Below are 22,918 nucleotides of genomic sequence, written 5' to 3' on the forward strand. Positions count from 1 at the left end.
AGTGCTTTTGTAAGCAACAGTTTTATAAACTGGTGTTAAACTATTACAACGAGTTCACAAAGTAGTCCAAAAACTATATTCACTATACTTCGGGCCAACACCCCAAGCTAACAAGGAACATGATAAATGAGTGTAAATGAATATGCATTCAACGACAATGATTTTAAACGTGTCAAAAAAATCGTTTATGACTTTGCAGGCATTGACCTCAACGACACCAAGAAAAATCTAGTTTACAATCGACTAGCGAAACGTATTCGTTTTTTAGAAATGAGCAGCTTTGAAAGCTACCTTAATTATGTTGAAAAAACAGGTGAAGAAGAGCTAGTCAATTTGATTAACGCCATCACCACTAACTTGACTTTCTTTTTTCGAGAAAACCATCACTTTGAGTATTTGGCAAACCAGGTTATCCCACAGCTTCTAAAAAAAAATCAAGCATCCAAAAAAATTCGTATTTGGTCTGCAGGTTGCTCTACGGGCGAAGAACCTTACTCTATTGCAACCGTCATTAAAGAGGCCGTGCCTTCAGGCTGGGATGCACGCGTATTGGCAACTGACCTTGACACCACTGTTGTGGAGTTTGCAAAACAAGGGATATACAACATTGAACGCCTTAAAGGTGTCTCTGAGCCGCGAAAAAAGCGTTGGTTTTTAAAAGGAACCGGTGACAAAGAAGGCGCTGTAAAAGTTAAATCTGAACTACAAAGCATTATTGACTTTGGTCAAATTAATCTCATGAATGATTGGCCTATTAGAGATAAGATTGATGTTATATTTTGCCGAAATGTCGTGATTTACTTTGACAAACCTACCCAAAGTCGGTTGTTTAATCGCTATGCCGACCTGTTACAAGAGGGAGGGCACTTATTTATCGGTCACTCAGAATCTTTGTACAAAATTTGTGACAGATTTGAACTTCTGGGTCAAACAATTTATCGAAAAATAAAATAACACTGATATAAACAACGAGAAAAATATGCAAAAAATTAAGGTACTTATTGTTGATGACTCCGCGCTTGTGCGTCAAATGCTACAAGAAATGCTATCATCTCACCCGCAAATTGAAGTCGTCGGCAGCGCGCATGACCCCTACATGGCGCGCGATATGATTAAACAAGTTCATCCCGATGTTTTAACCTTAGACATTGAAATGCCGAAAATGGATGGCATCAGCTTTTTAAAAAACCTGATGCGCCTTCACCCCATGCCGGTTGTCATGGTATCCACCTTAACAGAGCATGGTGCCGATGTTACACTCCAAGCACTGGAACTAGGTGCGATTGACTTTGTTACCAAACCCAAGCTTAACCTTGCTCAAACCTTTGAAAGCTACACCACAGAAATCTGTAACAAAGTCATCATGGCATCGAAGGTAACACGCGGTACACTTGAGCGCCAATATACCCGCTTCTCTAACAACCAACTCGCTCGCCCAAAAGTTGAATCCTCACCGGCAACAATCAGTGAAAAATACGATGCCGATGTCATTATCAAAAAAACAAACGTAATTAAAAAGCCACGCTATGCTGAAACGATCATTGCAATAGGCTCGTCTACCGGCGGCACCGAAGCGATCAAAGAAATTCTAATGCGATTGCCTGCTACCACCCCGCCGATTGTTATTTCTCAACATATACCTGCTGCATTTTCGGGGCCTTTTGCTCAACGAATGGACAGTGTCTCCGAAATGACCGTTCATGAAGCAAAAGACAACCAGCCTATTCTTCAAGGCCATGCCTATATCGCACCCGGTGATAAACACTTACTTATTGAACCAGTAGGAGGCAAGTTTATATGCCGACTCAATGATGGCCCTCCGGTTAATCGCCATAAGCCCTCGGTCGATGTGATGTTTCGCAGTGTGGCACAAAATGTCGGCAACAATGCTATCGGTATAATATTAACGGGGATGGGTGCCGATGGTGCCAAGGGGCTAAAAGAGATTCAAGAAGTCGGCGCCCCCACTATTGCACAAGACCAGAAATCAAGTGTTGTTTGGGGAATGCCTGGCGAGGCGGTAAAACTAGGCGCCGCTGATTTTGTTTTAAGCCTTGATCAAATTGCGTATAAAATTTTAGCGCTAGCTAGCAAATAGTGGCACGCATCCTGCTAAAGTTTCAAATATTTTCAGTTTATCGTTTTTTAACTTTTAACCCGGATATTTCATAAACTTGCGTGTTAATCGCACAGGACAGTGGTTTTACAGTGCTTTTTTTCGAAGGCGTGCTGTCGTTATTCATACAGCCCATCAAGAAAAATACTGAAAAATCAATAGAAAACCAGGGCGCGTGTGCTTTATAAAGCATGCGTGTTAAGAACTGCCAGCCTATCAAGGAATGTTTTGAATGAAACAAATCATCGAAAAAATGCAGCACAAGTTAAAGCAACAATGGTTAGCATGGACCGTTACGCTTGTCACACTATGCTTAATACTTCTAGTCGACCTCGTTATTGTGTCGCTGCTTGCTGTTATTATTATGTCCATTATTTGGGCAAAGACGCCCCCCGCTCAACCCACCATAGACAGCGCAACAGAGACACTAGACAATCTGTCGTATGACGAAAACGACGTGACCACAGAGCCAGCCTTTGAAGAGGTTTGTCTACCCCCCTCTATTGCCATTAAAGAATCAGGCGAAGCGCTACAAGTGATCATGCGCGATGTCGATGCCGTTGTTCATCAAGAAGTTGATATTGTTAAAACTGAACTCACGCAAGTTAACAAACTCATTGCAGAATCAATTGACACCCTCAACGACAGTTTTAGCGGGCTGCATAAACAAACAACACAACAATATGAACTCGTACTCTCCCTGCTCGCCAACCTGGGTGGCACCGGTGAAGGCATGAGTATTGAAAAATTCTCCTCTGAAACCAAACAGGTTTTACAGCAGCTCATTGACATGATTAAACATGGCAGTCAAAGAAGCAACCAAACCATGCACAAGATTGATGAAATGGTTGATCAAATTGATGGCATCTTTAATCTACTTGAGGACGTTAAAGGAATTGCTGACCAAACCAACCTGCTTGCCCTCAATGCCGCGATAGAAGCGGCGCGTGCGGGTGAAGCTGGCCGCGGCTTTGCCGTGGTCGCCGATGAGGTGCGCAAACTTTCACTTAACTCCAATCAGCTCAATGAGCAAATAAGACAGAAGGCACAAAAAGCGAACCATACCGTAGAACAGGTGAAAACAATCGTTAGCGAAATGGCTAGCAAAGACATGGAGCAAGCGTCTACCTCTCAAAATCGCGTTAACGCCATGTTAGTAGACCTTGAAGCGATGAATGCCACCATTTCAACCAAACTCGGTGATGTATCAGGGATCATTTCGGGCATAGAACGCAGTGTGTCGAATGCGGTGCGCTCACTGCAGTTTGAAGATATTGTTCGCCAACTCGTTGAGCAAGTTATTAATCACCTTGAAAACCTCAATAGCTTTTCACAAGAAATTAACCATTACCTAGATAGTGAAAAAGACAACCCCTCCTCTTCTGCTGCCGAATATCAAGAGCGACTCAATAACTTCCGAACCCGTATTCATGATGAACGCAACCAGATCGAGTCAACAAGAATGAAAAGAGTTAGCAGCGGCTCGATGGAAGAAGGCGAGATTGACCTTTTCTAATCAAAAAAAACACCTGTGAACCGAATACCTTCACCTACTGATGATGTATTCGGGCAAAAAAGCTGGATTTAGCCATTGGCTCGTTCTCACGCACAGCGTCACTGCCATTAAGTTAAGAAAAAAACTGTCATGGCGAGACGAAGCTTTACGCGGGATGCGATAAATGTCGCTGTTTAATCGATGCAAGTAACCCCTTTGATGCTTGCTCGACCATATCAAAGACCTGATCAAACCCCTGCTCACCACCATAATACGGATCAGGTACATGATCATGCCCTAAATGAGGCGCAAACGCCATAAACAGCATTATTTTTTCTTTTAGATCAGCAGGCGCCATTTGTTGCAAGATAGCTAAGTTATCCGCATCCATCGCTAAAATATAGTCGAATTCAATCAAATCTGAAAAGTCAACTTTACGCGCACGCAAGTCCTGCATAGTGACGCCGCGACTAGCCGCCGTTCTCATTGAACGCTCATCAGGTGGGTTACCAACATGATAAGCATGCGTACCCGCCGAGTCGATTCGTATTTTATGCGCCAACCCAGCCTCTTCAACCTGCTTTCTAAACACCGCATGCGCGGTGGGTGAACGGCAAATATTGCCCATGCAAACAAATAAAACTGAAATTTCATGACCCGACATTCGCTCTCTCCTATAGAATAAAGGTTAAATTTTACACTTAAAGTGACATCATGTTCAAAAACATCACCCCGCCTCATGACTGGATTGTATATGAAGACAGGGATATTATTATCCTTAACAAACCAAGTGGGCTTTTATCGGTACCTGGCAAAAGCGAACAGCATAAACACTGCGTTTTAAGCTACATTCACCTTACACATCCTGATGCGCTGATTGTTCATCGACTAGATATGGACACATCGGGTTTGTTATTGCTTGCACGTAACAAAGCAAGTCATCGAAACCTCAGCATCCAGTTTCAAGATCGACAAGTCCATAAAATGTATTTTGCATGCTGTGCAGGACAGATTGAAGAACCTGAAGGCGAAATTCAGCTCCCTATGCGATGTGATTGGGAAAGGCGCCCACGACAAATCATCGACTTCACCCATGGCCGTCATGCGCAAACACGCTGGCAATTGATTAAACAGCATACTGACCATTTTTCTGTTGCACTTTACCCTATTACCGGACGCTCGCATCAGCTTCGACTTCATATGAAATCTCTTGGTCACCCCATTTTAGGGGATAACTTTTATTCAGACCGAAAAAGCTTTACTATGGCGGACAGATTAATGTTACATGCACAAAAACTCACGTTCCAACACCCTACAACACACGAGTTCATAACAATTGAAAATAAGGCTGCGTTTTATTAGTTAATTTGGCATATTTTATGCTTTTTTGTACATTCACTCAGTCACTTGGTTAACAGGAGAGCACCATGACCGCACTTGAAAAAGAAGAGTTAGCTAATCAAGAAATGTTAAAAATGCTTGATCAAGAGCAACCTGAATCACTTGAAGATGATTTATTAAGTGACATAGACGAGCTTGACTTATTAAGCGACATGGAAACACATGACACCGATGACCTTGAGGACTTAAATGAAACTTCACTCGATGAACTGAGTAAACTGGAGGCATCGGGTGAGGATATTGAAGATACGCAAGAAGCCAGCGACATTGAAGCCCTGAGCGAACTAGACGAATTGGATTCATTAGAGGACGCCAGCGCTTCTGAGCAGTTGATGGATGATCAACCTGAAGAGGATGATCAACCTGAAGAGGATGATCTACTCGATATCGAAGATAACGCACAACCTGAAGTCGATACAGATGAAAAAACACCAAAGGAAGACGAACTTGAAGAAACCGATATCGACCTAGACATGGCCGATACCGAGTCGGAGATAGATGCGCTTGACCTAGACGATGAACCGCTAGATGAGGCGTTACTTAATGCTTCCTATGCGTCTGCAACTGATGACTTGCAACCAGAAGAACCAGAGGAAACCTCGCAACCTAAGCCGAGTGATACCCAGCCAACTGAGCCGGCGGCTACACAGGACAAGCCCCCCCTCAACCCTTCAATTGAGTCGTCAGTGGACTTTATGCAAGAAGCCATAGAGCTTGACAAAGAAATGCATACTATTGCTCAAGAAATTAAACAAACGGTGTCCGAAGTAAATAATTTAGCGATATCCACCGCAAAACAAGCACAAGACTCGGCTGAAAAAGCACGCTCACTGATTGAGTCTACCTTTAACGCTGCCGAACGGGCGTTTGAAACGGTAAAAAATGCAGGCTATACACTCGATAACACCCACTTCACTGAGCGATCTGAAGATCAAATTGCGCAAGAACTTCAGCAAATAAAAGAGAAAAACGATGCATTAAAATCAGCAAATCAACAAATACGCGCACGATTAGCACAGCTAAAAACAAAATAACTTGAATTTGCTAAAAAACAGGCCACTCTAATGAGCGATATAACCGACGAACTTCTTGATGAACTCGAAAGCCTCGAAAAAAACACCGAAGACCTGAGTGCGAAAGTAGGTGACGTAAAAAACACTAAAAAGCAATTAGATCATACGCCGTCAGCCGAAAATATCAGCACAACCGGTCTACTGTTAGAAGCGTGTAAGTCATCACAACAGGCCGCACAGTTTAGCCAAGAAACGGCCGATATCAATCTTCGTACAGCGCAAAAGCAGCAGTTACAGCTTGATGACATGCAAGAGATCGCGCTGGCTTCGCGTCAAGCCATGCGCAATGCCAACCAGGAAGCGAAGTCCAGTAAAAGCTTTGTGACCGCCTTATCCATCAGCAGCATTTTATTTGTCGGCGGCTTGGCTGGGGCATCCAGCTGGTTTCTCTACTCAAGCCAGCAAACACAGCAAAACCTTGAGCAACAAATCATCGATATCATCAAAACGGAAAACACGCTTAACCAGCGTCATTTAAATTTAAAAATTAATGAGCTAGCCTCACTCATCGAGCTGAGTCTCGCTGACTTAAAACACCCTCCACAAAGTTTTGACTTACAATTTGAAATCCCTGAAATCCCTGTGGAGCAAAATGCAAATAACATGCTAGCGCCGGCCAAAACGTCGATCAACCCTACCGATACGGTAGACCTTAATCACGCGATTCAGTCACACCAACAAACACTTTTAACTGCGCTGACGCAATTACAGGCGGATCTTCATCGTTTACAAGAACAAATGCCCATCACGCAAACAACCCAAAAAGCTAGTCCCTCGACACCTGACCTGAGTAGCTTAACACCTAGATTTAACCGTCTTGAAAATCAAATCAAAACACAAACAGCAGAAATAAAAGCATTACAAGCACTTATCACACAAAGATTTCATAATCAAACAACAGCCACCCCTACATCTACAACAACGGCTCATACCATCTCAACACAGGACTGGAGTGCTTTAAAAACACAAATCAACACCCTGAGTGAACAACAGAAGTCAATGGAAAAACGATTAGGGCAACTCAGCGAGTCGATGACCAATCTAAAGCAAGAGTCATCTGCGCCGCCCGCTCACTATCAATATAGAAACCCCTACCAATACTCGAACTAATGCAAGGCCGCCTCTACTTAGCGTCCGCTCAAAATAGGGGCGTTAACCAGGCCTGGTTAGTTAACCACATCCTTCTTGAATTAAAAATGACCTCTTATACTAAATGAGGGCAAGAACGGGAAGCCTTGTACTTTATCTGGATTGTTAAAGTTGCTGTAATCTGGCTCATAGTCATAACCAATGACAGCGGTATCGGGTGCGATCAATGCGCCGATGTTCAGCAACTCAAAGCGCACATCTAAATTCCAACCGCTATACTTGTAATTTTTCTCCATCGACAAATCCAATCGCGCATTAACCGGCAAACGCTCGCTATTAACCTTGCCATACTCGGGTATCCAGCGCTCGCCATCCTGCGTACGGCCAACAATCGGTGTATATGGCCGCCCTGATTGTACCTGCGCACTCACGCCCCAAACCCAATCGGCCCAATGGCCGCCAAACGGCTGTGCCCAAACCAGATTAAGGGTATGGGGTTGGTCACCATCAAACAGGCGCTCAGTGCTCGGGTCATCCTTATCACGGCGTGTTGACTCTAAATAACTGTAACTCAACCAGCCATAGCGGCGATCTTTAAAGTTACGCTTTACTAACACATCCAATCCCTGCGCCACACCCACGCCTCGGTTGGCCAAGTTTTCCGGTGGATCACGCGATACCACTAATTTGGTCATCGGCTTTTGATAGACTTCAACCTGCGTTGACCAGAGTGGACTCCATTCATATTTGACCCCAAGAATACGATGCTCAGAATCGGTCATCACCAGCGCTGGGTTGCCGATCGTTTTTGAAATTTCATTGCCCTGCGGCACCTGCATAAATCGCCCCCAGCTGGCGGTGAATATCGTGTTTTCAGCGAAATCATATTCCAAGCTGATACGCGGTGATAGCGCATGATAACGCTCCGCTGCCCAGTCATAATGTCCTGAACGTAAACCCAGCGTAGCAAACAAGCGCTCGGTAAGCGGACGCTGCAACTCGACATAGGCAGCGGCTTCATATCCACTAAACGCCTCTGCGATATCCGCCGCGTTCGTGTTAGTCAAAATGCAGTCGGCTTGCCCCTCCCGACAAGGCTGACCAATATAACCATCAATTGAAAAATCATAGCGATAACCATCGACACCTAACGTCCAACGATTGTCACCCTGATAAACTTCCCATTGCGGTAACACAAACCAAGTTCTGCCCCGTTGCTCAAAGCCATAAGGTTGACCCGGATTGCGATCACCCGCCTGCTGAGTACCTATCACAAAGTCATTATTGGTAAACAGCACCCCCGCGCGCAGCGTTTGCTCGACATCCTCATTCAACGCCTTCACCCAGCGCGCACCCAAGGTTTGAAACGCGCGTTTGCTGCCTAAATCACCGATTAAGGCCGGATCCTGCAAACGTTGTTTTTCATCACGAATATCAAAGCGCAATTGATCGTCAGCGGCATATAATGAGAAATCAACAAAGCCATCCGCCAATTCGTGTCGATACTTAGCTTGCACATCCCAAAACTGCGGAAACTGGGTGTAACGGTTATCTGAATCCGAACCTAAAGAACCGGTTGCCGGCAAGAACAAATCGATGTAACTGCGCCGCACCGCAAAAAACGCTGACCCCTTTTCAGAGGTTGGCCCCTCAATTCGCGCAGACGAATCATAAAAACCCACTTGATAACTTTGGCTGACGCGCTGCGCATTGGGTTTGCGGGTTTGCACATCCACCACGCCGCCCATTCTGTCGCCATACTCCACGCCAAAGCCACCCAAATAGGTTTTAAAATTATCAATTAAATCGGGATTCAGCACCGAATAGATCCCGCCAAAATGATAGATATAACCGACCGGCAAGCCATCAATCAGGATTTTGTTTTCATTGGCATTCGAGCCACGCACATAAAACCCCGGCGTGCGTCCACCGCCGCCATTGGCTAGGTTGATCCCCGGCAAGGTACGCACCGCGCCGAGCGGATCGCCTTGGGTACCGGCCACCCCTTTTAGTTCAAGAATATTAAGTTGGATTTCGGAAGGCGCGGTATCGAGTGTGGACACAGAGGGCGCGATTTCAATACCGGGTTGCAAACCCTCAGATATAAGGGATTCCGCGCTAGATTCTACTTCTATGGTCGAGAGGCGATTAACATCCTCAGCGATGACAGGTTGCATACAACCTATAAGACCAACAACCGTCCATTTTAAGTGCTTCATTTTGGTTATCCATTTACAATGAGTTCTGTCATTCTATTGTACTGCCTGTAAAATGTTTTACAATAGTTATACAATAATACCAAAACTTTATTAAACAGGTTTAATCATGAACACACCCAATTTTAATGACAAGCATTTACCCCTGATCGCCCACTTGGCGCAAGCCGATTTTGCATTCAATTTAAACGAATGGTTAGGCAGCTTATCTAACCATGAACTGGCGATGTCCATCGACATTTTGCGTTATGCGCATCAACAGGGCGCACAGGATACGTGGCTAAGCACCGAAGGTGAAAAAGCTCGCGGCAAACTTGAAACACAATACGCCTATCAACAAGGCAACCAAGCCGCCAGCGCACAAAACCCGATTGAAATCCGTGTTAAAAATCAAGTGCTCTGCAAAAACCTCAACCCATTTAACGCCCAAACCCAAATCAAACAACATCTGGCCTGGCAAGATGGTTTCCTCGACTGGGTAGAAACCCAACTAGGCGAATCTTGGTAAGCCTTGATAGACTTGCACTTGTATCACATTGAATATACAATCACTACACACAAATTAAACGGACAAAACAAAATGAGCTCAAAAGTCCTGCATATTAGACTTGATGAAAATATTAAAAACCAAGCCACTGAAACGCTTGCATCAATGGGATTATCCGTCTCTGAGGCAGTACGCGTGTTTTTAACTCAAGTTGTTACGCAAAAACAAATTCCATTTGATATAAAAGCACCTAACGAAATCACGCAACAAGCCATGCAAGAAGCGGATAACATCCTTCTCGCTAAAAAAGCGCGCTTTAGTTCAGCAGACTCACTTTTAGCAAACCTAGGAGCCTGTCGGACTAAACCGGTCGAAGCGAAAAAAAGTCTGGTTTGAGTCAGTTTTTGTTCAATTCCGAGGAGAATAGCGAGCTATTTGACGAGGAAGTGGACAAAAAATGGCCAAATCCAGCTTTTTTGCAGCCGATTGGCTTTAGTCCGACAGGCTCCTAGAAAAGCATGTCTAAAATTAAGCGTGCACTATTGCCACGCCAATCTGATTTTACAAAACAATTTTCTAAAGACTGGGAGCGATTAAACCAATCAGGTCGTTATGACATGCCCAAGTTAAAATCGGTAATGCTGCAACTAATAGCCAATGAACAACCCCTTGACACCATCTACAGGGATCATGAACTTATTGGAAACTGAAAAGGCTTTAGAGAATGCCACATTGGTGGTGATTTTTTACTCATCTACAAACTAGAAAAAACCGGCAAGCTTGAAAATATCGTCTTCACCCGAGCCGGTACACACGCTGAACTATTTAGATGAAGCAATCAGCTTTTCTAAACGAGTCTCAGCCTGTTCAAAATCGAAGGCATCCAGCGCGTTAGTCATGGCTTGCCAATCGGCCAGACAGTGATTTGGCAATGTCTTTTCGATTTTGTCTAGCCATTCATCATCAACATACTCACTCGCCGCAATTTTTAACCTAAGCTGGGCTAGTTGATTTAGCGTGTCTTGACTGATTTGCTCGACTGAGCCAGATGGCAAGGATTTCTCAGTTTGATCAGCGAGGTTATTTGGCATTAAATAAGCGGCTATCTCGGCCTTAGTTTGCAGCAAGGCTTGTTCAAATTCCCTAATTTGCTGGTCAGTTGGACGCTGGTGTTGCTTGAGCAATAAATCTATTTCCAAGCTGTGTTTAAACAGCCCTTCCACCGCTAAATTTCCTGCTACACCCTTGAGCGCATGATTGGTTTTTTGTACTTGATCGAACGCATCGGCCGGTGCGTGTTCTGTCAGTGCTTGGAGCTGTGGCACGATCGGCAAATAATCCTGCTCAATTTGCGCGTTAAAACGCAACAGCAGTTTGTGGTAAAGGGCTTGATTGCCCATTAACTGATCCAGCCCCGCTTGCACATTTAACATCTTGGCCTGACGCCAGGCGTGCGGCTGATTTTTTTGCTGCGGCTTGGGCGCAATATTTTCGGGTGATGCACTGTCTTTTACGCGTCGCCCCGCTAGATAACGTTTTAAAACCGCCATCAGTGCTAGCGAGTCCAGTGGCTTACTCAGATGATCCTGCATACCCACCGCGAGCGCCTTATTGCGATCCTCAATCATCGCCGCAGCGGTTAAAGCGATAATCGGCACCTCGGCGTTAAACGCTCTAATTTGTCGCGTGGCTTCATAGCCGCCCATGATGGGCATTTGAATATCCATTAAAATCAAATCAAACGACTGCTGCTTGGCTTTTTCAACCGCAATTTCCCCGTTATCCGCATACTCCACCTCTAAACATAGCTTCTTAAGCTGTTCAGCCGCGACCAATTGATTAATTTCATTATCCTCAACCAGCAACACACGACCGTCAAAACAGGTTTTTGTCTCGCTCACCACTGGCGCGGATTTCACCACTTGCGCCTGCTGCGCTGGGGTGCAACCCGACATTGGCAAGCTAAACGAGAAACAACTTCCCTCATTGAGTCGGGATTCGACCTGAATATCAACGCCACCCATTAGCGCAACCAATCGCTGACTAATCACCAAGCCCAGACCTGTACCCCCATATTTACGCGTAGTACTCGTATCCGCCTGACTAAAGGACTGAAACAACTGTGACACCTGTGCAGAAGTCATCCCGATGCCGGTGTCCTTTACCTCAAAACATAACCAGGCCTGGTTATCTTTTTCCGTTTTTTTCTCAGTGATAATGAGGCGAATCTCACCTTTTTCAGTGAATTTAATCGCGTTATTGAGTAAATTAGTCAATACCTGATGCACGCGCAGATCATCGGCTACCCAACAGCGTTGCTTAACAGCATCCGCCTCCATCAACAACTGAATGCCCTTTTGCTCGGCCTGATGCAAAAACAAAGTTTCTAAGCTATCAAGCACAGTTGAAAGATAAAAGGGGTGCGGGTCTAGCGTCATTTTGCCGGCCTCGATTTTTGAAAAATCAAGAATATCATTAATAATACCAAGCAACAAACGCCCGGAACTATTCACTTTTTTCAACATATCCTGCGTCTTGGCGGGGTCTGTTTCGGCCATACCCAACTCGCTTAAGCCAATAATGCCGTTCATGGGTGTGCGAATCTCATGACTCATATTCGCTAAAAAAGCCGACTTAGCTTGATTCGCCGCTTCGGCTTCTTTACGCGCGGTTTCAAGCTCTGCTGTGCGTTCTTGCACACGGCACTCTAACAACGCACGGTCTTGCTGAATATGCGTCGCCATTCGATTAAAATCACGCGCGAGCAGTTTAATTTCTTGTGCGCCCTTTTCTTGCGCACGCTGCGATAAGTCACCCGACTCCATCGCTTGCGCTACCCGCTGCAATTCACGAATAGGTGTCACCAACCGATTACCAAACAAATAGGCCGCCACACCAAACAACAACATAAACAAAACCATCAAGATAAACGCGAGATTGCGCTGTTGATATATAGGCGCAAACGCCTCAGCCGCATCCACTTTAACCACCATCCCCCAATGGGTGGCTGGCAAAAACCGTGACGCCGACAGCACACTCACACCCGCATAATCATAGGTTAAGGATTCGGTTCGCTCACCGGTTAACGCCGCTATCATCGGTGGAGGCACCTTATCCAACCCCACTAAACGCTGAAAAGACGCGTTAGGAATGTGACGTAAATCGGATAAATACAACACCTTGTTGGTATCTGGCTGAAATTGAGCCAATACGATTTCAGCGGTTTCACCCAGACCCGCACGATCAATTGAAATATCAATCAATTTTCCAACGTCTAATTGTAACGCGACCGAACCCAAAAAGCGCCCATCCTCAACCATCGGGCTTACAACAAAAATCGCGACCTGCTCTCTGGATGGCGCATAGGGTTCCGCTTTGGTAATTTGGGTTTGCAATAACGAAGATACATCGCGATGTGCTTGAGCGAGTGCCGAATCTTTATAGGGCCCGGTATTTAAGTTTGTTCCCAAATCACTTTCACGAATCGCTGAAAAGACCACATTGCCATCGCTGTCCATCAACAATAAATCATAATAACCCCCGTCTTCATAGAGCACACTAATGTCTTTAAGATACGCCTGAGCCTGGGTTTCCCACTCGGTTGAAAAAACCGGGTATCGCGTAAAGTTAACCATCGCTTGATGAGTGCAACGCACATGAGCAATATGCCGTGCGCTGACAATGCGTTCAGCGATAAACTGATTAACCTCAACCATTTTACGATCCGCTATCGCCGATAAATGATTGAGCGCTGTTTGCTGCAAACCCCGTTCAACGTGCACACTATTGAGGGTAAATACACCAATCATAGGCACCACCGCCAACAAGGTAAACCCTAACATCAAGCGTGGCAAAATTTTAGAAAAAAAGTTCATAACCCCAACCTCGCTCGCTCATTCTCCCAATCATGACGACTACGGTAGGTCGGCCAGGGTGTTGGACGAATCAATCGTTCAGTGACATAAACCTGTTTATATTGACCATCTGGCTGAACATGTCCAATACGTAATGGGCGCCAAAGATGGCGGTTGGTGCGCTCAACCACCACCATCGAACCGGGCGCGGGCATTGATAAACTTTGCAAGAACACATTATTGACCTGATAAGGTCTGACAGACTGCTCATAGGCCACAGCCCTCGCCCAGAGTTGCATGCCTAGATAACTGGCGATCATCGGATCAGAGACGGCCAATCCTGCGCCAAAACGTTGCTGATAAGCCTGCACCAAAGCCAGCGTACGTGGATCCGTTTGTGACTGGAAAAAACCCCAAACGCCATAATGTTGTGTTAATCGCCCGCCTCCCCAAGCCGCAAGCTCAGGCTCGGCGACACTGAAGGAAACAATCGGCTTGTCCGACAGATTAGCGCTCACCAGCGCATCAAAAAACGCCTGATTACTATCACCGTTTAGCGTATTCAGAATCACATCAGGGTTGAGGGCTTTTATTTGATCAACAACGGCATCAAACTGTTGATTACCCAAAGGCTTGTAGAGTTCAGCTAAAACCTCGCCCTGATTCGCACTAATCATATCGCGCAAAATCATATTGGCGACTCGCGGAAACACATAGTCAGAACCAACCAACAAAACCCTTGGACCAAACTGCTGCATCGCCCAACGCGCGCCAGGCACAATTTGCTGGTTCGGCGCCGAACCTGTATAGAAAATATGATTGGACTGCTCTAGTCCTTCGTATTGCACGGGATAAAACAATAAATGGCGGTGCTGCTCAATCACCGACCTCACCGCTTTACGACAAGACGAGGTCCAACAACCAAATACCACACTAACCTCTTGATCTACAATTAAGTTTTGTGCTTGCTGGGCGGCGATCTCGGCATCTGACTGGGTATCAGCCATCACCAGTTCCAGCGGCCGCCCAAGGAGTCCGCCTTGCTGGTTTATTTCTTCGACGGCTAGCTGCAGCATATTCACCAGCGGCTGTTCGCTGGTCGCCATGGTGCCGCTTAAAGCATGCAAAACGCCGACTTTTATCGGTGGCTGAGGTTTAGTGAACGGCGATATAAAGATAAATAGTAAAAAAATAAGCAGCAACACCAGTAAGCTAAAACCAACGCGTTGGCCAAGTGTATTTTTAATGCCTTTTTTTAAAGCGTTTTGAGATAACATACTTTATTTTCCTTTCCTATAGCATAATATTACCTTATTTATTTATAACTGTGAATTTCTATCTAAGAGCCTGTCACCCTGCGCGCAGGATGACGTCTCTGGGTAAAAGAAATGGGTCATTGCGAGGCCGAAGGCCGTGGCAATCTCTGGCAGACTGAGCACGCCCTTGAGAGATTGCCGCGTCGCTGCGCTCCTCGCAATGACGGTTTTCTTCTTAACTTAATGGCAGTGACGCTGTGCGTGGGAACGCAGACCGATTTAGCCTATGAAACAACGCTCAAACCCAAGTCCAAGGCGCTCCCACGTTCAGCGTGGGAGCGAGATCTGAAATGTCCGGGTTAAGCTCTTGATTTATTGTTTACTTTAGATGCGTTTGCCCTGGTTAGATAACGGGTTCAATTTGTTTCTTGTAACCGCTGCAAATCACGCAATACTTCCGCCACATGGGTTTGTGGGTCAACACCTTTATACGCCTTCGCAATCTGACCATTCGGGTCAACAATAAAACTGTTGCGGCGCGCGAACTTCATAATCCCTAAATTCAGCAATGAGTTGTAACTCGCCGCCACCTTGCCGTCACTATCTGACAACAGGCTAAAGGGCAAACGGTGGGTTTGCGCAAAGTTTTTATGGCTCTCAACCGAATCCACACTCACGCCAAACACAGTCGCTTGCTTGGCAATAATGCCATTGATATTGTCACGAAAACTGCACGCCTCGGTGGTGCAACCTCTAACGTATGCACATATGTTTATAACTCGCACCCACGCTGTGCGTGGGAACGAGGTTAATCATGCCCGTTGCTATGATTTTTTGCATTATCTAACCCAGACCATCCTGTTTAAAATCCAATAATATGGATTTTAAACAGGATAAGATGTAAAATTATTTTAAATTCCACTGAACTAGAGTTTTAAATGAAAGGCAAGCAAATCGTTATTGCAGACAAACCGAATCATATCCAAGCAGGCCTGGTAGAACTGGGACAGATGGTGCGGCATTGTCGAACAAAAAATCGTTTAAAAATAAAAGATGCGGCGGATCTACTCGGGATGTCGGTCACGACCTTAATTCGGATTGAGAAAGGTGATCAAGGTGTAAGTAGTGGCAATCTATTTAAAGCGCTACAAGGTTTTGGCATTCGTTTAGATATTCAACAAAGCGAGTCAACATTATGAACCCATCATCAGAACCCAAATATAAGCCGCAACTCCAGCTTTATTACCAACAGATCCATGTCGGCACACTCACCGCTGAACAAAACAGCGTAGGTTTTACTTTCAACTATACCGAACACTGGACTAAAACGGGGTTTGCACTTTCACCGGCACTTCCCTTTGACCAATCACTTAAAGAGCGAAGCGTCACAGCTTTCTTTCAAAACCTACTACCCGAAGGGCAAAACCTGGATAACATCGCGCTCGCACTCCGAGTCTCAAAAAACAATCGCTTTCAATTATTACATGCAATAGGTGAAGATGCCGCTGGCGCGTTTGTTTTAACGACTCAACTTGATAACACCTCCAAAACAAAAGATCGCCCTTTGACGCATACCGAACTCTCAGCTCGGCTCGCACTGCGCGAAAGACGAGACTTTGCGATATGGGATCAAAAAGTGCGAGTGTCCGTCGCTGGTTTTCAAGACAAAATTGGCATTAAGGTTAAAGATCAACAGTGGTTTCTACCGGAAGGACAAAACAACCATACGAGCCATATTCTTAAACCACCGCCCGTTAATGCCCAGTTTGAATCGATGGTGGTGAATGAAGCTTTTTGTATGCAACTGTCAGAACGCATTGGTTTGCCCACAGCGGGGTGTCAACTGGTTGAAGTACCTGAACCTGTGTTATTAATTGAACGTTTTGACCGCACGTTCCAAACCCACGGCCATTACACTAAACGCCATGTAATTGATGGCTGCCAGCTACTCGACTTGCCGCCCCACTATAAAATGGAACGGCCTTATGGCAGCTCGCCCGATGTAGCGATGATTCGTGAAGGGGCATCCATTGTTAAACTGGCCCAGGCCATTCGCCAATATTCCGCCGCACCGATACTGGATATTAAAACGTTCATGGAATGGATCGCATTTCAATTGTGTATTGGCAATGTCGATGCACATGCCAAAAACCTCAGTTTTTTTGTGCAAGCGGATGGCCGCATTCGCATCGCCCCGTTTTACGACCAGGTATGTATTTTGGAGCTTGAAGGTTTGGAAGAGCGCTTAAGTCAGACCGCTCCAGCCGGTATAGACACCCAATTAGCCATGGCGATCGGTGATGAATTTACTATTAGCCAAGTGTCGGCCTACGATTTGGCACTGATGGCGCAAGAAGCGGCATTTCCCATCAAAGCCATGAAAACCGTGTTTGATCGCGTCACGCAAGGCGTAATACAACAACTAGAAAATGTTCAAGTCGTTGATTATTATCAACGACTGACTAACCAAAAACACATCATCCAACATGCAACGCTTAAACTGCAAAAGCACTTGGCACAATTAGAACAAGCCTATCAGGACTTATAAAATCGTTTAACAAAAAGACCACCCATCTAGCAACACTACAGAAATACTTGACCATTACACACTAATGCCCTTCCTGAACAAAACCCGATATTGTTGCGGCGGCCAGAGCATTCTGCCGAAACCAACACTTTCAACCGACGCAAACAGGCAAGGTCAATAACGCTTTGCTCACCGGTAAATTGCGAGCACATAGAGTAATTTGCCGATGAGCAACTTGTCAGTCTCTACATAGCCTCGTTTAAGTCCACTTTCAATCCCGCAACTTTAAGCTCTTTAGCTAATTTGAGTCTCCATGCACCAGCAGCGTCAATATCGACATATAACACCCCAAGATAGTCAGAGGGAATTTCAACGCCTCCTTTTCTTAGAACGCAAACTTTGTCCCGTCCGATTTTTGCAGCCATATACCCGAGTTCAACCAATACGTTCTGCCGTGCTCGTGGCCGGAGGTTATCTTTTGATTCGGCGCTAGCACCCACATCGTCCGGGGTGAACAGAACGACTGCATATCCAGCGTCAGTGTGCTTTTCCAGTTTCTCAATTATGGTTTTTCCTTCATTTGCCTGCTCATGAAGGATTACTGCATTCAATCCTAATTTTTCAATGAATCTTGCTGTAGATTCTTTTACCTGTTCATCATGGCCATGGACAACAAAAACATTGTTGTTATCGCCACCAGAAATCACATCACCTTTAGTATTTTTCACCGCAGGCTCTTTGAAAAGAAGGTCATGTGTATAGTCCTTTCCTAATGACAATGGTAATAACCTCCGGTCGGTTGCCATGTCGGCTATACCAGAACTACGCATTTTGTTGTTATGTTGATCTGCATAATAGGATTTTGGCTGTGGAGTGTTGGTTATTTTAATTTTTTGGATATCATCGATACTCTTGATGATCATTCCGTCAACAGTAAACGCTCTTCCAGAATGCCAAGGTGTTATGACCTGCTGGCTAAGCTCGTCAAAAGTTAAATCGTTGAACACCGAAGAACGGTCTCTCTTTTTTCCATCACCAACCAACTCAACATGGCAGTGCCAGTATTTGTCAGGGAAAACGTCAACTTCATTCATATACTCGTTTACCTTTAATGCTGAGAAGCCCTAACGCCAATCACAGCGGAGCCATTGAGCGGAGCGAAATGGTTTCCGGCCGCCAGCGGCGGCGAACTGCTGCGCTTTGTTATTGACAGGTTAACAGAAAAACAAAGGCAAAAAACGATAGCCTGCCACAAACGACACCACAAAAGCCGCAAGCCCCTGGCCATCGTTCCACCAAACTGCTTCAGAATGGAACCCGCAGAATGCAACCAACCCGGATCTGCAAAATCTCGCAGATGGGGCAGTCTCTGGAAGCTGCCCGATACAGCAAAGGAACAGCTTGAACGAGAGCACCGCTTTCTGCACCCAAAAAATTTCAGGCCATTTTAAAAGCCAGCGAGAGCAGCCCCACAACACAAACGCCAAACTTCCTTCAATACACCAAGCTTGAACGGAACCCTTCCTGAACAGAACCCGATATTGTTGCGGCGGCCAGAGCATTCTGCCGAAACCATCACTTTCTACCGACGCAAACAGGCAAGGTCAATAACGCCTTGCTCACCGGAAAATTAGGAGCAGAGCGAGTAATTTTTCCGCGTGCAGCATTTTGTTAGGCTTTCGTAGCCTGGTTTGATCGTTCAATAAGACTTCCCAAGAAGTCCGATATTCCGTTTAAATAACGCTGCATTTCCAATGGAACAGAATCCAAAACTTTTCCTTCATATGATTCAAAATAACCGTATGCTGCAAGCTTATCAGAAACTAGAGGATCATGCTTTATTGCATTATTTAAAGCCCTGCACTCATCTGCATTTTGGTAATTTTCGCACCCTTCGATATCTATGCCGATATCAGAGAACCTTAACTTTATTTGATCCCACCGGTATGGAACTGAAATACTGGATTCTTCACAGTTATTCATCATGCTCACAGCTCGACGGTAGGTTTTAGATACAAACTGCTCACAAATAGCCCATAAACCAACCACCATAATTTGATCGGAAAACGAAGCAATTCTTTTGTTCTCTATGTCCTTGTCAACAACTGCTTGGCGGAGTCTTATTTTTTTTATATCCTCCATTGTCTGGTCCGATTGATAGTCCATCGCTTCTTTGGGTATTTGGTCCAACTTCTGATCCCACCGTTCCATCTCTGCATAAACGATGTGGTGAATCCTGCAAAAATCAAACAACCTCCACCGCAACTGAGAAACGATGTCGTCAAACTCATCTACAAATGGGGGCAAGGGAGTCGGACCATTCTGGTCACGATGATATGGGTACTGCATGTCTGAGTACATAGGTTCTTTCATAATTCTTGCCTAACGCCCGCATTTGCGGCTGGTTTGGAGCGCAGCGGAAAACCAGTCCGACAACATGCGCTTGTTATATGCCTTATCGCGTAATTTATTTTGAGTTCATTCTTTCTTGTGCTTCTTTTGTATAAGTCACTAATGAACCACCCGGAGAGCCACCATTTACTGAGAATTGATTGATCGCTGTTAAGAGTATTTCTTTCTTAAACGCCACATGGATGGCATTTGCCGTTCCGTTATTAATTCTGGCTGTCAAGGAATTGGGCCACCTGTTATATAGCTCTTTAGGTGCATAGATTGTGTCATATCCGACATACACGCAAATCAATGGTATCTTGTAAAAATCAACAGCCTTTTCGATTTCGTATGACAACATGCTGCCCGTTTTTCTGGTGTCATCACTTAATATTACAATGCAGTTTTTTGATGCCGCCAACCGTTCTCTGATTCTTGATTCTAATGTACTCCGAAGACTTGTATCTCTTACGGCTGCAGTTTTGTCATGGCTATTTACAAACTTGAAATCAATGTTTTTTCCTGTGCTCCATGCTTGCATTGTTGCGTAATACTTAAAATCAGATTCAGTAGGGTTCGTTTTACCCAGTCCGTCAAAAGCGATATAGGTTCCGGTTCTGTTTGCCATGCTATTCCCCAAGTAATATTAATTTATAAATCAGCAGCGATTCAAATTCCATTTTCTATAGCTTTAATATCCAATAGATTTATTGAATCAATTTTATCTTTGTGAATGACAATGTTTAATTTCGCTGGATATTTGAATTTCATTTCACTCACTCGAAATGTCCAAAGCATTATCTTGAGCAGTTCCTCATCACTAATATTTTTGTGTTCTTTAATTCGAGTTATGCCAGATCCAAATATTGGAACCGAAACACTTTTCTGAGAGTAAACTCGATTAACGCTATCCCAAAAATTTATTAAGAACTCGAGATACTCAGGCATGCTAAGAACCGCTTTATTCTGGCTATCAAACTTCGAAAACGCAGCCAATAGATAGTCTTCTATAAGACAAACGGTTCCTAGTTTGTATTTTTTTGACTTTCCCGTGCGTTTAACATCTCCATCTATTAACTCGCCATCTTCAAATGGATAATCTTCGATAATTTGATTCAGCTCAGCCACTGATAAGTTAGAGTGCTCATTGATGTAAATTCCATTCAGTGAGTTCTTGGATATAATCTTATCATCCACTTGAGTATCGAAATATTCATTAAATGCAATAGCTTTAATTCCGGGCTGACTGAACAAGTCACCTGTCAATACTGATACTTTGCTTCCATCAATTGAAAGATTCAGGTGTCTCAAATTGTTGTATCTCCACCACAGATACAAGTACAAACCAACAAAGAAAAGTACAACTGACAAGCCGGCACAATTTTTATACTCATCGGAAACATCAATAAAAATGAAAGCTATTGATAAAATGGCCGATATCATCGACATCATTTTTAAGAACTCTTGCCATACTGACCTGTCTGTAATCTTAACTTTCAATCTATGCGTCCTTTTCCATAATTAATGATTTTGTAGCCCGATGGCTTGGGCATATAACGCCAAGCACAGCGGAGCCATTGAGCGGAGCGAAATGGTTTCCGGCCGCCAGCGGCGGCGAACTGCTGCGCTTTGTTATTGACAGGTTAACAGAAAAACAAAGGCAAAAAACGATAGCCTGCCACAAACGACACCACAAAAGCCGCAAGCCCCTAGCCATCGTTCCACTAAACTGTTTCAGAATGGAACCCGCAGAATGCAACCAGCCTGAGCCTGCAAAATCTCGCAGATGGGGCAGTCTCTGGAAGCTGCCCGATACAGCAAAGGAACAGCTCGAACGAGAGCACCGCTTTCTGCACCCAAAAAATTTCAGGCCATTTTAAAAGCCAGCGAGAGCAGCCCCATAACACAAACGCCAAACTTCCTTCAATACACCAATCTCGAACGGAACCCTTCCTGAACAAAACCCGATATTGTTTCCGCGACCCGAACATTCTGCCGAAACCAACACTTTCGACCGACGCAATAACGCCTCAATAACCGGCGCAGTTTGCTGCGTCCGGCGCCTTTAAGGCGCGTAGTTAATTCAATTGTTATGTTTTGTCTAGAACTGAGTACATGTTGCTCTTTAGTTTGGTGTAGATGCTTGGTTTTCGGTAGGAACTGGCCCCAACAAAAGCAACTCCAGAACGTGGATTTATACCGATAGACTCGAGATAACTAGAGCCAAGTATTTTTGGTGTATAAACCAATTTTGAGCCAATGTCAGGCAAGTTGTCTGGGTGAATAGCGAGCATCTGACCGATTAAATCTTTTGGCCCATCATGAACACCAATAGTCGTAGCCAATGTAGCATCAATAATTTCCAATGAATCCAGTGTTATCCAGCAGTGAAGTTTGTACTTTGACATAATGCCAAATGAAAGAGTTTGACTTATATATTCATCAGTCATATCGAAGTAATTGTTCTTATGGTCTCTAACACTCCCTATTGTCAGATATGCCTTGCATTTAAAGTACCTTTCCATTGCGGGTAGGACATTGAAATGAATAGAGATGCACTGCTCTGAAATATCAGTGGGCGTTAAGGGCAAAAATGTTTTTTCAAAAACCTGATTGATACCGGAAGTCAAAAATTTTTCGTCTATATGAGACCTTTGCAAAACCCAGCTATTCCCAAAGTTAAATTTTCAAATTCGACTTTTTTGAACCGTGGTCTTGCATTTTAGTCCTTTTTTCGTTGTTTTGCGTCACTTTTATGACGCTTTCTTGCTACTTTGTGCGTATATCCTGTTTTTTGGATACACGCACCCCTTGAGCCTTAGCTCAGTTGTATGTTTATTGCCCGTTTTAGGTTGTATCCGATACACATGAGTGTTAATTTTGCCGCATTGCGCTTGAGTCCGTTATAGCGGGCTTGTGCCATTCCATAGTGCTGTTTTAATACACCAAAGGTGCGCTCCACGATGTAGCGTACTTCTGAGGCCAATCGGTTGTGTTGTTTTTGTTGTTCGGT

Annotated in this window: 21 protein-coding genes and 1 pseudogene; 11 read left to right on the forward strand and 11 right to left on the reverse strand. The window is 44.7% G+C overall.

Annotation, left to right across the window (positions count from 1 at the left end; all coding sequences use genetic code 11):
• The first annotated feature begins 126 nt into the window (after positions 1-126).
• The 3 genes from NA59_RS07975 to NA59_RS07985 all read left to right on the forward strand — a co-directional run bounded on the left by NA59_RS07975 (position 127) and on the right by NA59_RS07985 (position 3,632).
• Positions 127-954, forward strand: coding sequence for a CheR family methyltransferase (locus NA59_RS07975; RefSeq protein ID WP_044410686.1), 828 nt, complete (start codon positions 127-129; stop codon positions 952-954).
• 25 nt (positions 955-979) lie between these two features.
• Positions 980-2,098 carry a protein-glutamate methylesterase/protein-glutamine glutaminase gene (locus NA59_RS07980; protein ID WP_044410689.1) on the forward strand — a complete coding sequence of 373 codons (1,119 nt, stop codon included), beginning with the start codon at positions 980-982 and terminating at the stop codon, positions 2,096-2,098.
• 250 nt (positions 2,099-2,348) lie between these two features.
• A complete protein-coding gene (locus tag NA59_RS07985; RefSeq protein ID WP_232504062.1) occupies positions 2,349-3,632 on the forward strand; it encodes a methyl-accepting chemotaxis protein in 1,284 nt (427 codons plus the stop codon).
• Between the two features lie 145 nt (positions 3,633-3,777).
• Here the strand turns inward: NA59_RS07985 and NA59_RS07990 are convergent, their stop codons facing one another.
• Positions 3,778-4,275 (reverse strand): low molecular weight protein-tyrosine-phosphatase, encoded by a 498-nt coding sequence (locus tag NA59_RS07990; protein ID WP_044410691.1) that lies wholly within the window; start codon positions 4,273-4,275, stop codon positions 3,778-3,780.
• A gap of 50 nt (positions 4,276-4,325) precedes the next feature.
• Here NA59_RS07990 and NA59_RS07995 point away from each other — a divergent pair, with 50 nt between their 5' ends.
• The 3 genes from NA59_RS07995 (at position 4,326) to NA59_RS08005 (ending at position 7,195) form a co-directional block, all read left to right on the forward strand.
• A complete protein-coding gene (locus NA59_RS07995; protein WP_044410693.1) occupies positions 4,326-4,973 on the forward strand; it encodes an RluA family pseudouridine synthase in 648 nt (215 codons plus the stop codon).
• Positions 4,974-5,038: 65 nt separating this feature from the next.
• Positions 5,039-6,046 (forward strand): hypothetical protein, encoded by a 1,008-nt coding sequence (locus tag NA59_RS08000; RefSeq protein WP_044410696.1) that lies wholly within the window; start codon positions 5,039-5,041, stop codon positions 6,044-6,046.
• A 30-nt stretch (positions 6,047-6,076) separates the two neighbouring features.
• Entirely contained in the window at positions 6,077-7,195 is a 1,119-nt protein-coding gene (locus NA59_RS08005) for a hypothetical protein (RefSeq protein WP_044410699.1), read from the forward strand.
• Between the two features lie 80 nt (positions 7,196-7,275).
• Here NA59_RS08005 and NA59_RS08010 read toward each other — a convergent pair whose 3' ends face one another.
• Positions 7,276-9,393, reverse strand: a complete 2,118-nt coding sequence (locus NA59_RS08010) for a TonB-dependent receptor plug domain-containing protein (RefSeq protein WP_044410702.1) — start codon at positions 9,391-9,393, stop codon at positions 7,276-7,278.
• A 106-nt stretch (positions 9,394-9,499) separates the two neighbouring features.
• Between NA59_RS08010 and NA59_RS08015 the strand changes: the two genes are divergently transcribed.
• The 3 genes and pseudogenes from NA59_RS08015 to NA59_RS15560 all read left to right on the forward strand — a co-directional run bounded on the left by NA59_RS08015 (position 9,500) and on the right by NA59_RS15560 (position 10,710).
• Positions 9,500-9,898, forward strand: coding sequence for a hypothetical protein (locus tag NA59_RS08015; protein WP_044410705.1), 399 nt, complete (start codon positions 9,500-9,502; stop codon positions 9,896-9,898).
• A 72-nt stretch (positions 9,899-9,970) separates the two neighbouring features.
• Positions 9,971-10,273 (forward strand): type II toxin-antitoxin system RelB/DinJ family antitoxin, encoded by a 303-nt coding sequence (locus tag NA59_RS08020; RefSeq protein WP_044410708.1) that lies wholly within the window; start codon positions 9,971-9,973, stop codon positions 10,271-10,273.
• A gap of 122 nt (positions 10,274-10,395) precedes the next feature.
• A pseudogene (locus NA59_RS15560) lies at positions 10,396-10,710 on the forward strand (type II toxin-antitoxin system YafQ family toxin).
• Here NA59_RS15560 and NA59_RS14335 read toward each other — a convergent pair.
• From NA59_RS14335 to NA59_RS08040, 3 genes are all read right to left on the reverse strand, one after another.
• The gene (locus NA59_RS14335) at positions 10,699-13,752 is read right to left on the reverse strand and encodes a hybrid sensor histidine kinase/response regulator (RefSeq protein WP_052501544.1); all 3,054 of its coding nucleotides are present in this window, start codon (positions 13,750-13,752) and stop codon (positions 10,699-10,701) included. The pseudogene NA59_RS15560 and the gene NA59_RS14335 overlap by 12 nt on opposite strands.
• Positions 13,749-15,008, reverse strand: coding sequence for an urea ABC transporter substrate-binding protein (locus NA59_RS08035; protein ID WP_052501545.1), 1,260 nt, complete (start codon positions 15,006-15,008; stop codon positions 13,749-13,751). Before NA59_RS08035 ends, NA59_RS14335 begins: the two co-directional genes overlap by 4 nt.
• A gap of 395 nt (positions 15,009-15,403) precedes the next feature.
• A complete protein-coding gene (locus tag NA59_RS08040) occupies positions 15,404-15,772 on the reverse strand; it encodes a peroxiredoxin (protein ID WP_083945019.1) in 369 nt (122 codons plus the stop codon).
• 153 nt (positions 15,773-15,925) lie between these two features.
• On the opposite strand from NA59_RS08040, the gene NA59_RS08045 reads away from it, so the two are divergent.
• Both NA59_RS08045 and NA59_RS08050 read left to right on the forward strand, forming a co-directional pair.
• A complete protein-coding gene (locus NA59_RS08045; RefSeq protein ID WP_052501546.1) occupies positions 15,926-16,186 on the forward strand; it encodes a helix-turn-helix domain-containing protein in 261 nt (86 codons plus the stop codon).
• Entirely contained in the window at positions 16,183-17,535 is a 1,353-nt protein-coding gene (locus NA59_RS08050) for a HipA domain-containing protein (protein WP_052501547.1), read from the forward strand. The genes NA59_RS08045 and NA59_RS08050 overlap by 4 nt, the downstream gene beginning before the upstream one ends.
• A 224-nt stretch (positions 17,536-17,759) precedes the next feature.
• On the opposite strand, the gene NA59_RS08055 is transcribed toward NA59_RS08050, so the two are convergent.
• The 6 genes from NA59_RS08055 to NA59_RS08085 all read right to left on the reverse strand — a co-directional run.
• The gene (locus NA59_RS08055; protein WP_052501548.1) at positions 17,760-18,608 is read right to left on the reverse strand and encodes a TIR domain-containing protein; all 849 of its coding nucleotides are present in this window, start codon (positions 18,606-18,608) and stop codon (positions 17,760-17,762) included.
• A 577-nt stretch (positions 18,609-19,185) separates the two neighbouring features.
• Entirely contained in the window at positions 19,186-19,887 is a 702-nt protein-coding gene (locus tag NA59_RS08065) for a hypothetical protein (protein ID WP_044410716.1), read from the reverse strand.
• A gap of 94 nt (positions 19,888-19,981) precedes the next feature.
• Positions 19,982-20,533: a TIR domain-containing protein gene (locus NA59_RS08070; protein WP_044410719.1), complete on the reverse strand. Its 552-nt coding sequence runs from the start codon at positions 20,531-20,533 to the stop codon at positions 19,982-19,984.
• A 41-nt stretch (positions 20,534-20,574) separates the two neighbouring features.
• Entirely contained in the window at positions 20,575-21,405 is an 831-nt protein-coding gene (locus NA59_RS08075; protein WP_096777604.1) for a macro domain-containing protein, read from the reverse strand.
• A gap of 590 nt (positions 21,406-21,995) precedes the next feature.
• Positions 21,996-22,535 carry a hypothetical protein gene (locus tag NA59_RS14340; protein WP_157792576.1) on the reverse strand — a complete coding sequence of 180 codons (540 nt, stop codon included), beginning with the start codon at positions 22,533-22,535 and terminating at the stop codon, positions 21,996-21,998.
• 188 nt (positions 22,536-22,723) lie between these two features.
• The coding region (locus tag NA59_RS08085; RefSeq protein ID WP_044410722.1) for a transposase at positions 22,724-22,918 on the reverse strand (195 nt) is incomplete at its 5' end.

The sequence above is a fragment of the Thiomicrospira microaerophila genome (assembly GCF_000934765.1).
Taxonomy (GTDB): Bacteria; Pseudomonadota; Gammaproteobacteria; order Thiomicrospirales; family Thiomicrospiraceae; genus Thiomicrospira; species Thiomicrospira microaerophila.

Excerpts from the sequence above, each read along its gene's own strand:
- NA59_RS07975 (WP_044410686.1), top strand. The coding sequence starts at position 127 with ATGAGTGTAAATGAATATGCATTCAACGACAATGATTTTAAACGTGTC.
- NA59_RS07980 (WP_044410689.1), top strand. The coding sequence starts at position 980 with ATGCAAAAAATTAAGGTACTTATTGTTGATGACTCCGCGCTTGTGCGT.
- NA59_RS07985 (WP_232504062.1), top strand. The coding sequence starts at position 2,349 with ATGAAACAAATCATCGAAAAAATGCAGCACAAGTTAAAGCAACAATGG.
- NA59_RS07990 (WP_044410691.1), bottom strand. The coding sequence starts at position 4,275 with ATGTCGGGTCATGAAATTTCAGTTTTATTTGTTTGCATGGGCAATATT.
- NA59_RS07995 (WP_044410693.1), top strand. The coding sequence starts at position 4,326 with ATGTTCAAAAACATCACCCCGCCTCATGACTGGATTGTATATGAAGAC.
- NA59_RS08000 (WP_044410696.1), top strand. The coding sequence starts at position 5,039 with ATGACCGCACTTGAAAAAGAAGAGTTAGCTAATCAAGAAATGTTAAAA.
- NA59_RS08005 (WP_044410699.1), top strand. The coding sequence starts at position 6,077 with ATGAGCGATATAACCGACGAACTTCTTGATGAACTCGAAAGCCTCGAA.
- NA59_RS08010 (WP_044410702.1), bottom strand. The coding sequence starts at position 9,393 with ATGAAGCACTTAAAATGGACGGTTGTTGGTCTTATAGGTTGTATGCAA.
- NA59_RS08015 (WP_044410705.1), top strand. The coding sequence starts at position 9,500 with ATGAACACACCCAATTTTAATGACAAGCATTTACCCCTGATCGCCCAC.
- NA59_RS08020 (WP_044410708.1), top strand. The coding sequence starts at position 9,971 with ATGAGCTCAAAAGTCCTGCATATTAGACTTGATGAAAATATTAAAAAC.
- NA59_RS14335 (WP_052501544.1), bottom strand. The coding sequence starts at position 13,752 with ATGAACTTTTTTTCTAAAATTTTGCCACGCTTGATGTTAGGGTTTACC.
- NA59_RS08035 (WP_052501545.1), bottom strand. The coding sequence starts at position 15,008 with ATGTTATCTCAAAACGCTTTAAAAAAAGGCATTAAAAATACACTTGGC.
- NA59_RS08045 (WP_052501546.1), top strand. The coding sequence starts at position 15,926 with ATGAAAGGCAAGCAAATCGTTATTGCAGACAAACCGAATCATATCCAA.
- NA59_RS08050 (WP_052501547.1), top strand. The coding sequence starts at position 16,183 with ATGAACCCATCATCAGAACCCAAATATAAGCCGCAACTCCAGCTTTAT.
- NA59_RS08055 (WP_052501548.1), bottom strand. The coding sequence starts at position 18,608 with ATGAATGAAGTTGACGTTTTCCCTGACAAATACTGGCACTGCCATGTT.
- NA59_RS08065 (WP_044410716.1), bottom strand. The coding sequence starts at position 19,887 with ATGAAAGAACCTATGTACTCAGACATGCAGTACCCATATCATCGTGAC.
- NA59_RS08070 (WP_044410719.1), bottom strand. The coding sequence starts at position 20,533 with ATGGCAAACAGAACCGGAACCTATATCGCTTTTGACGGACTGGGTAAA.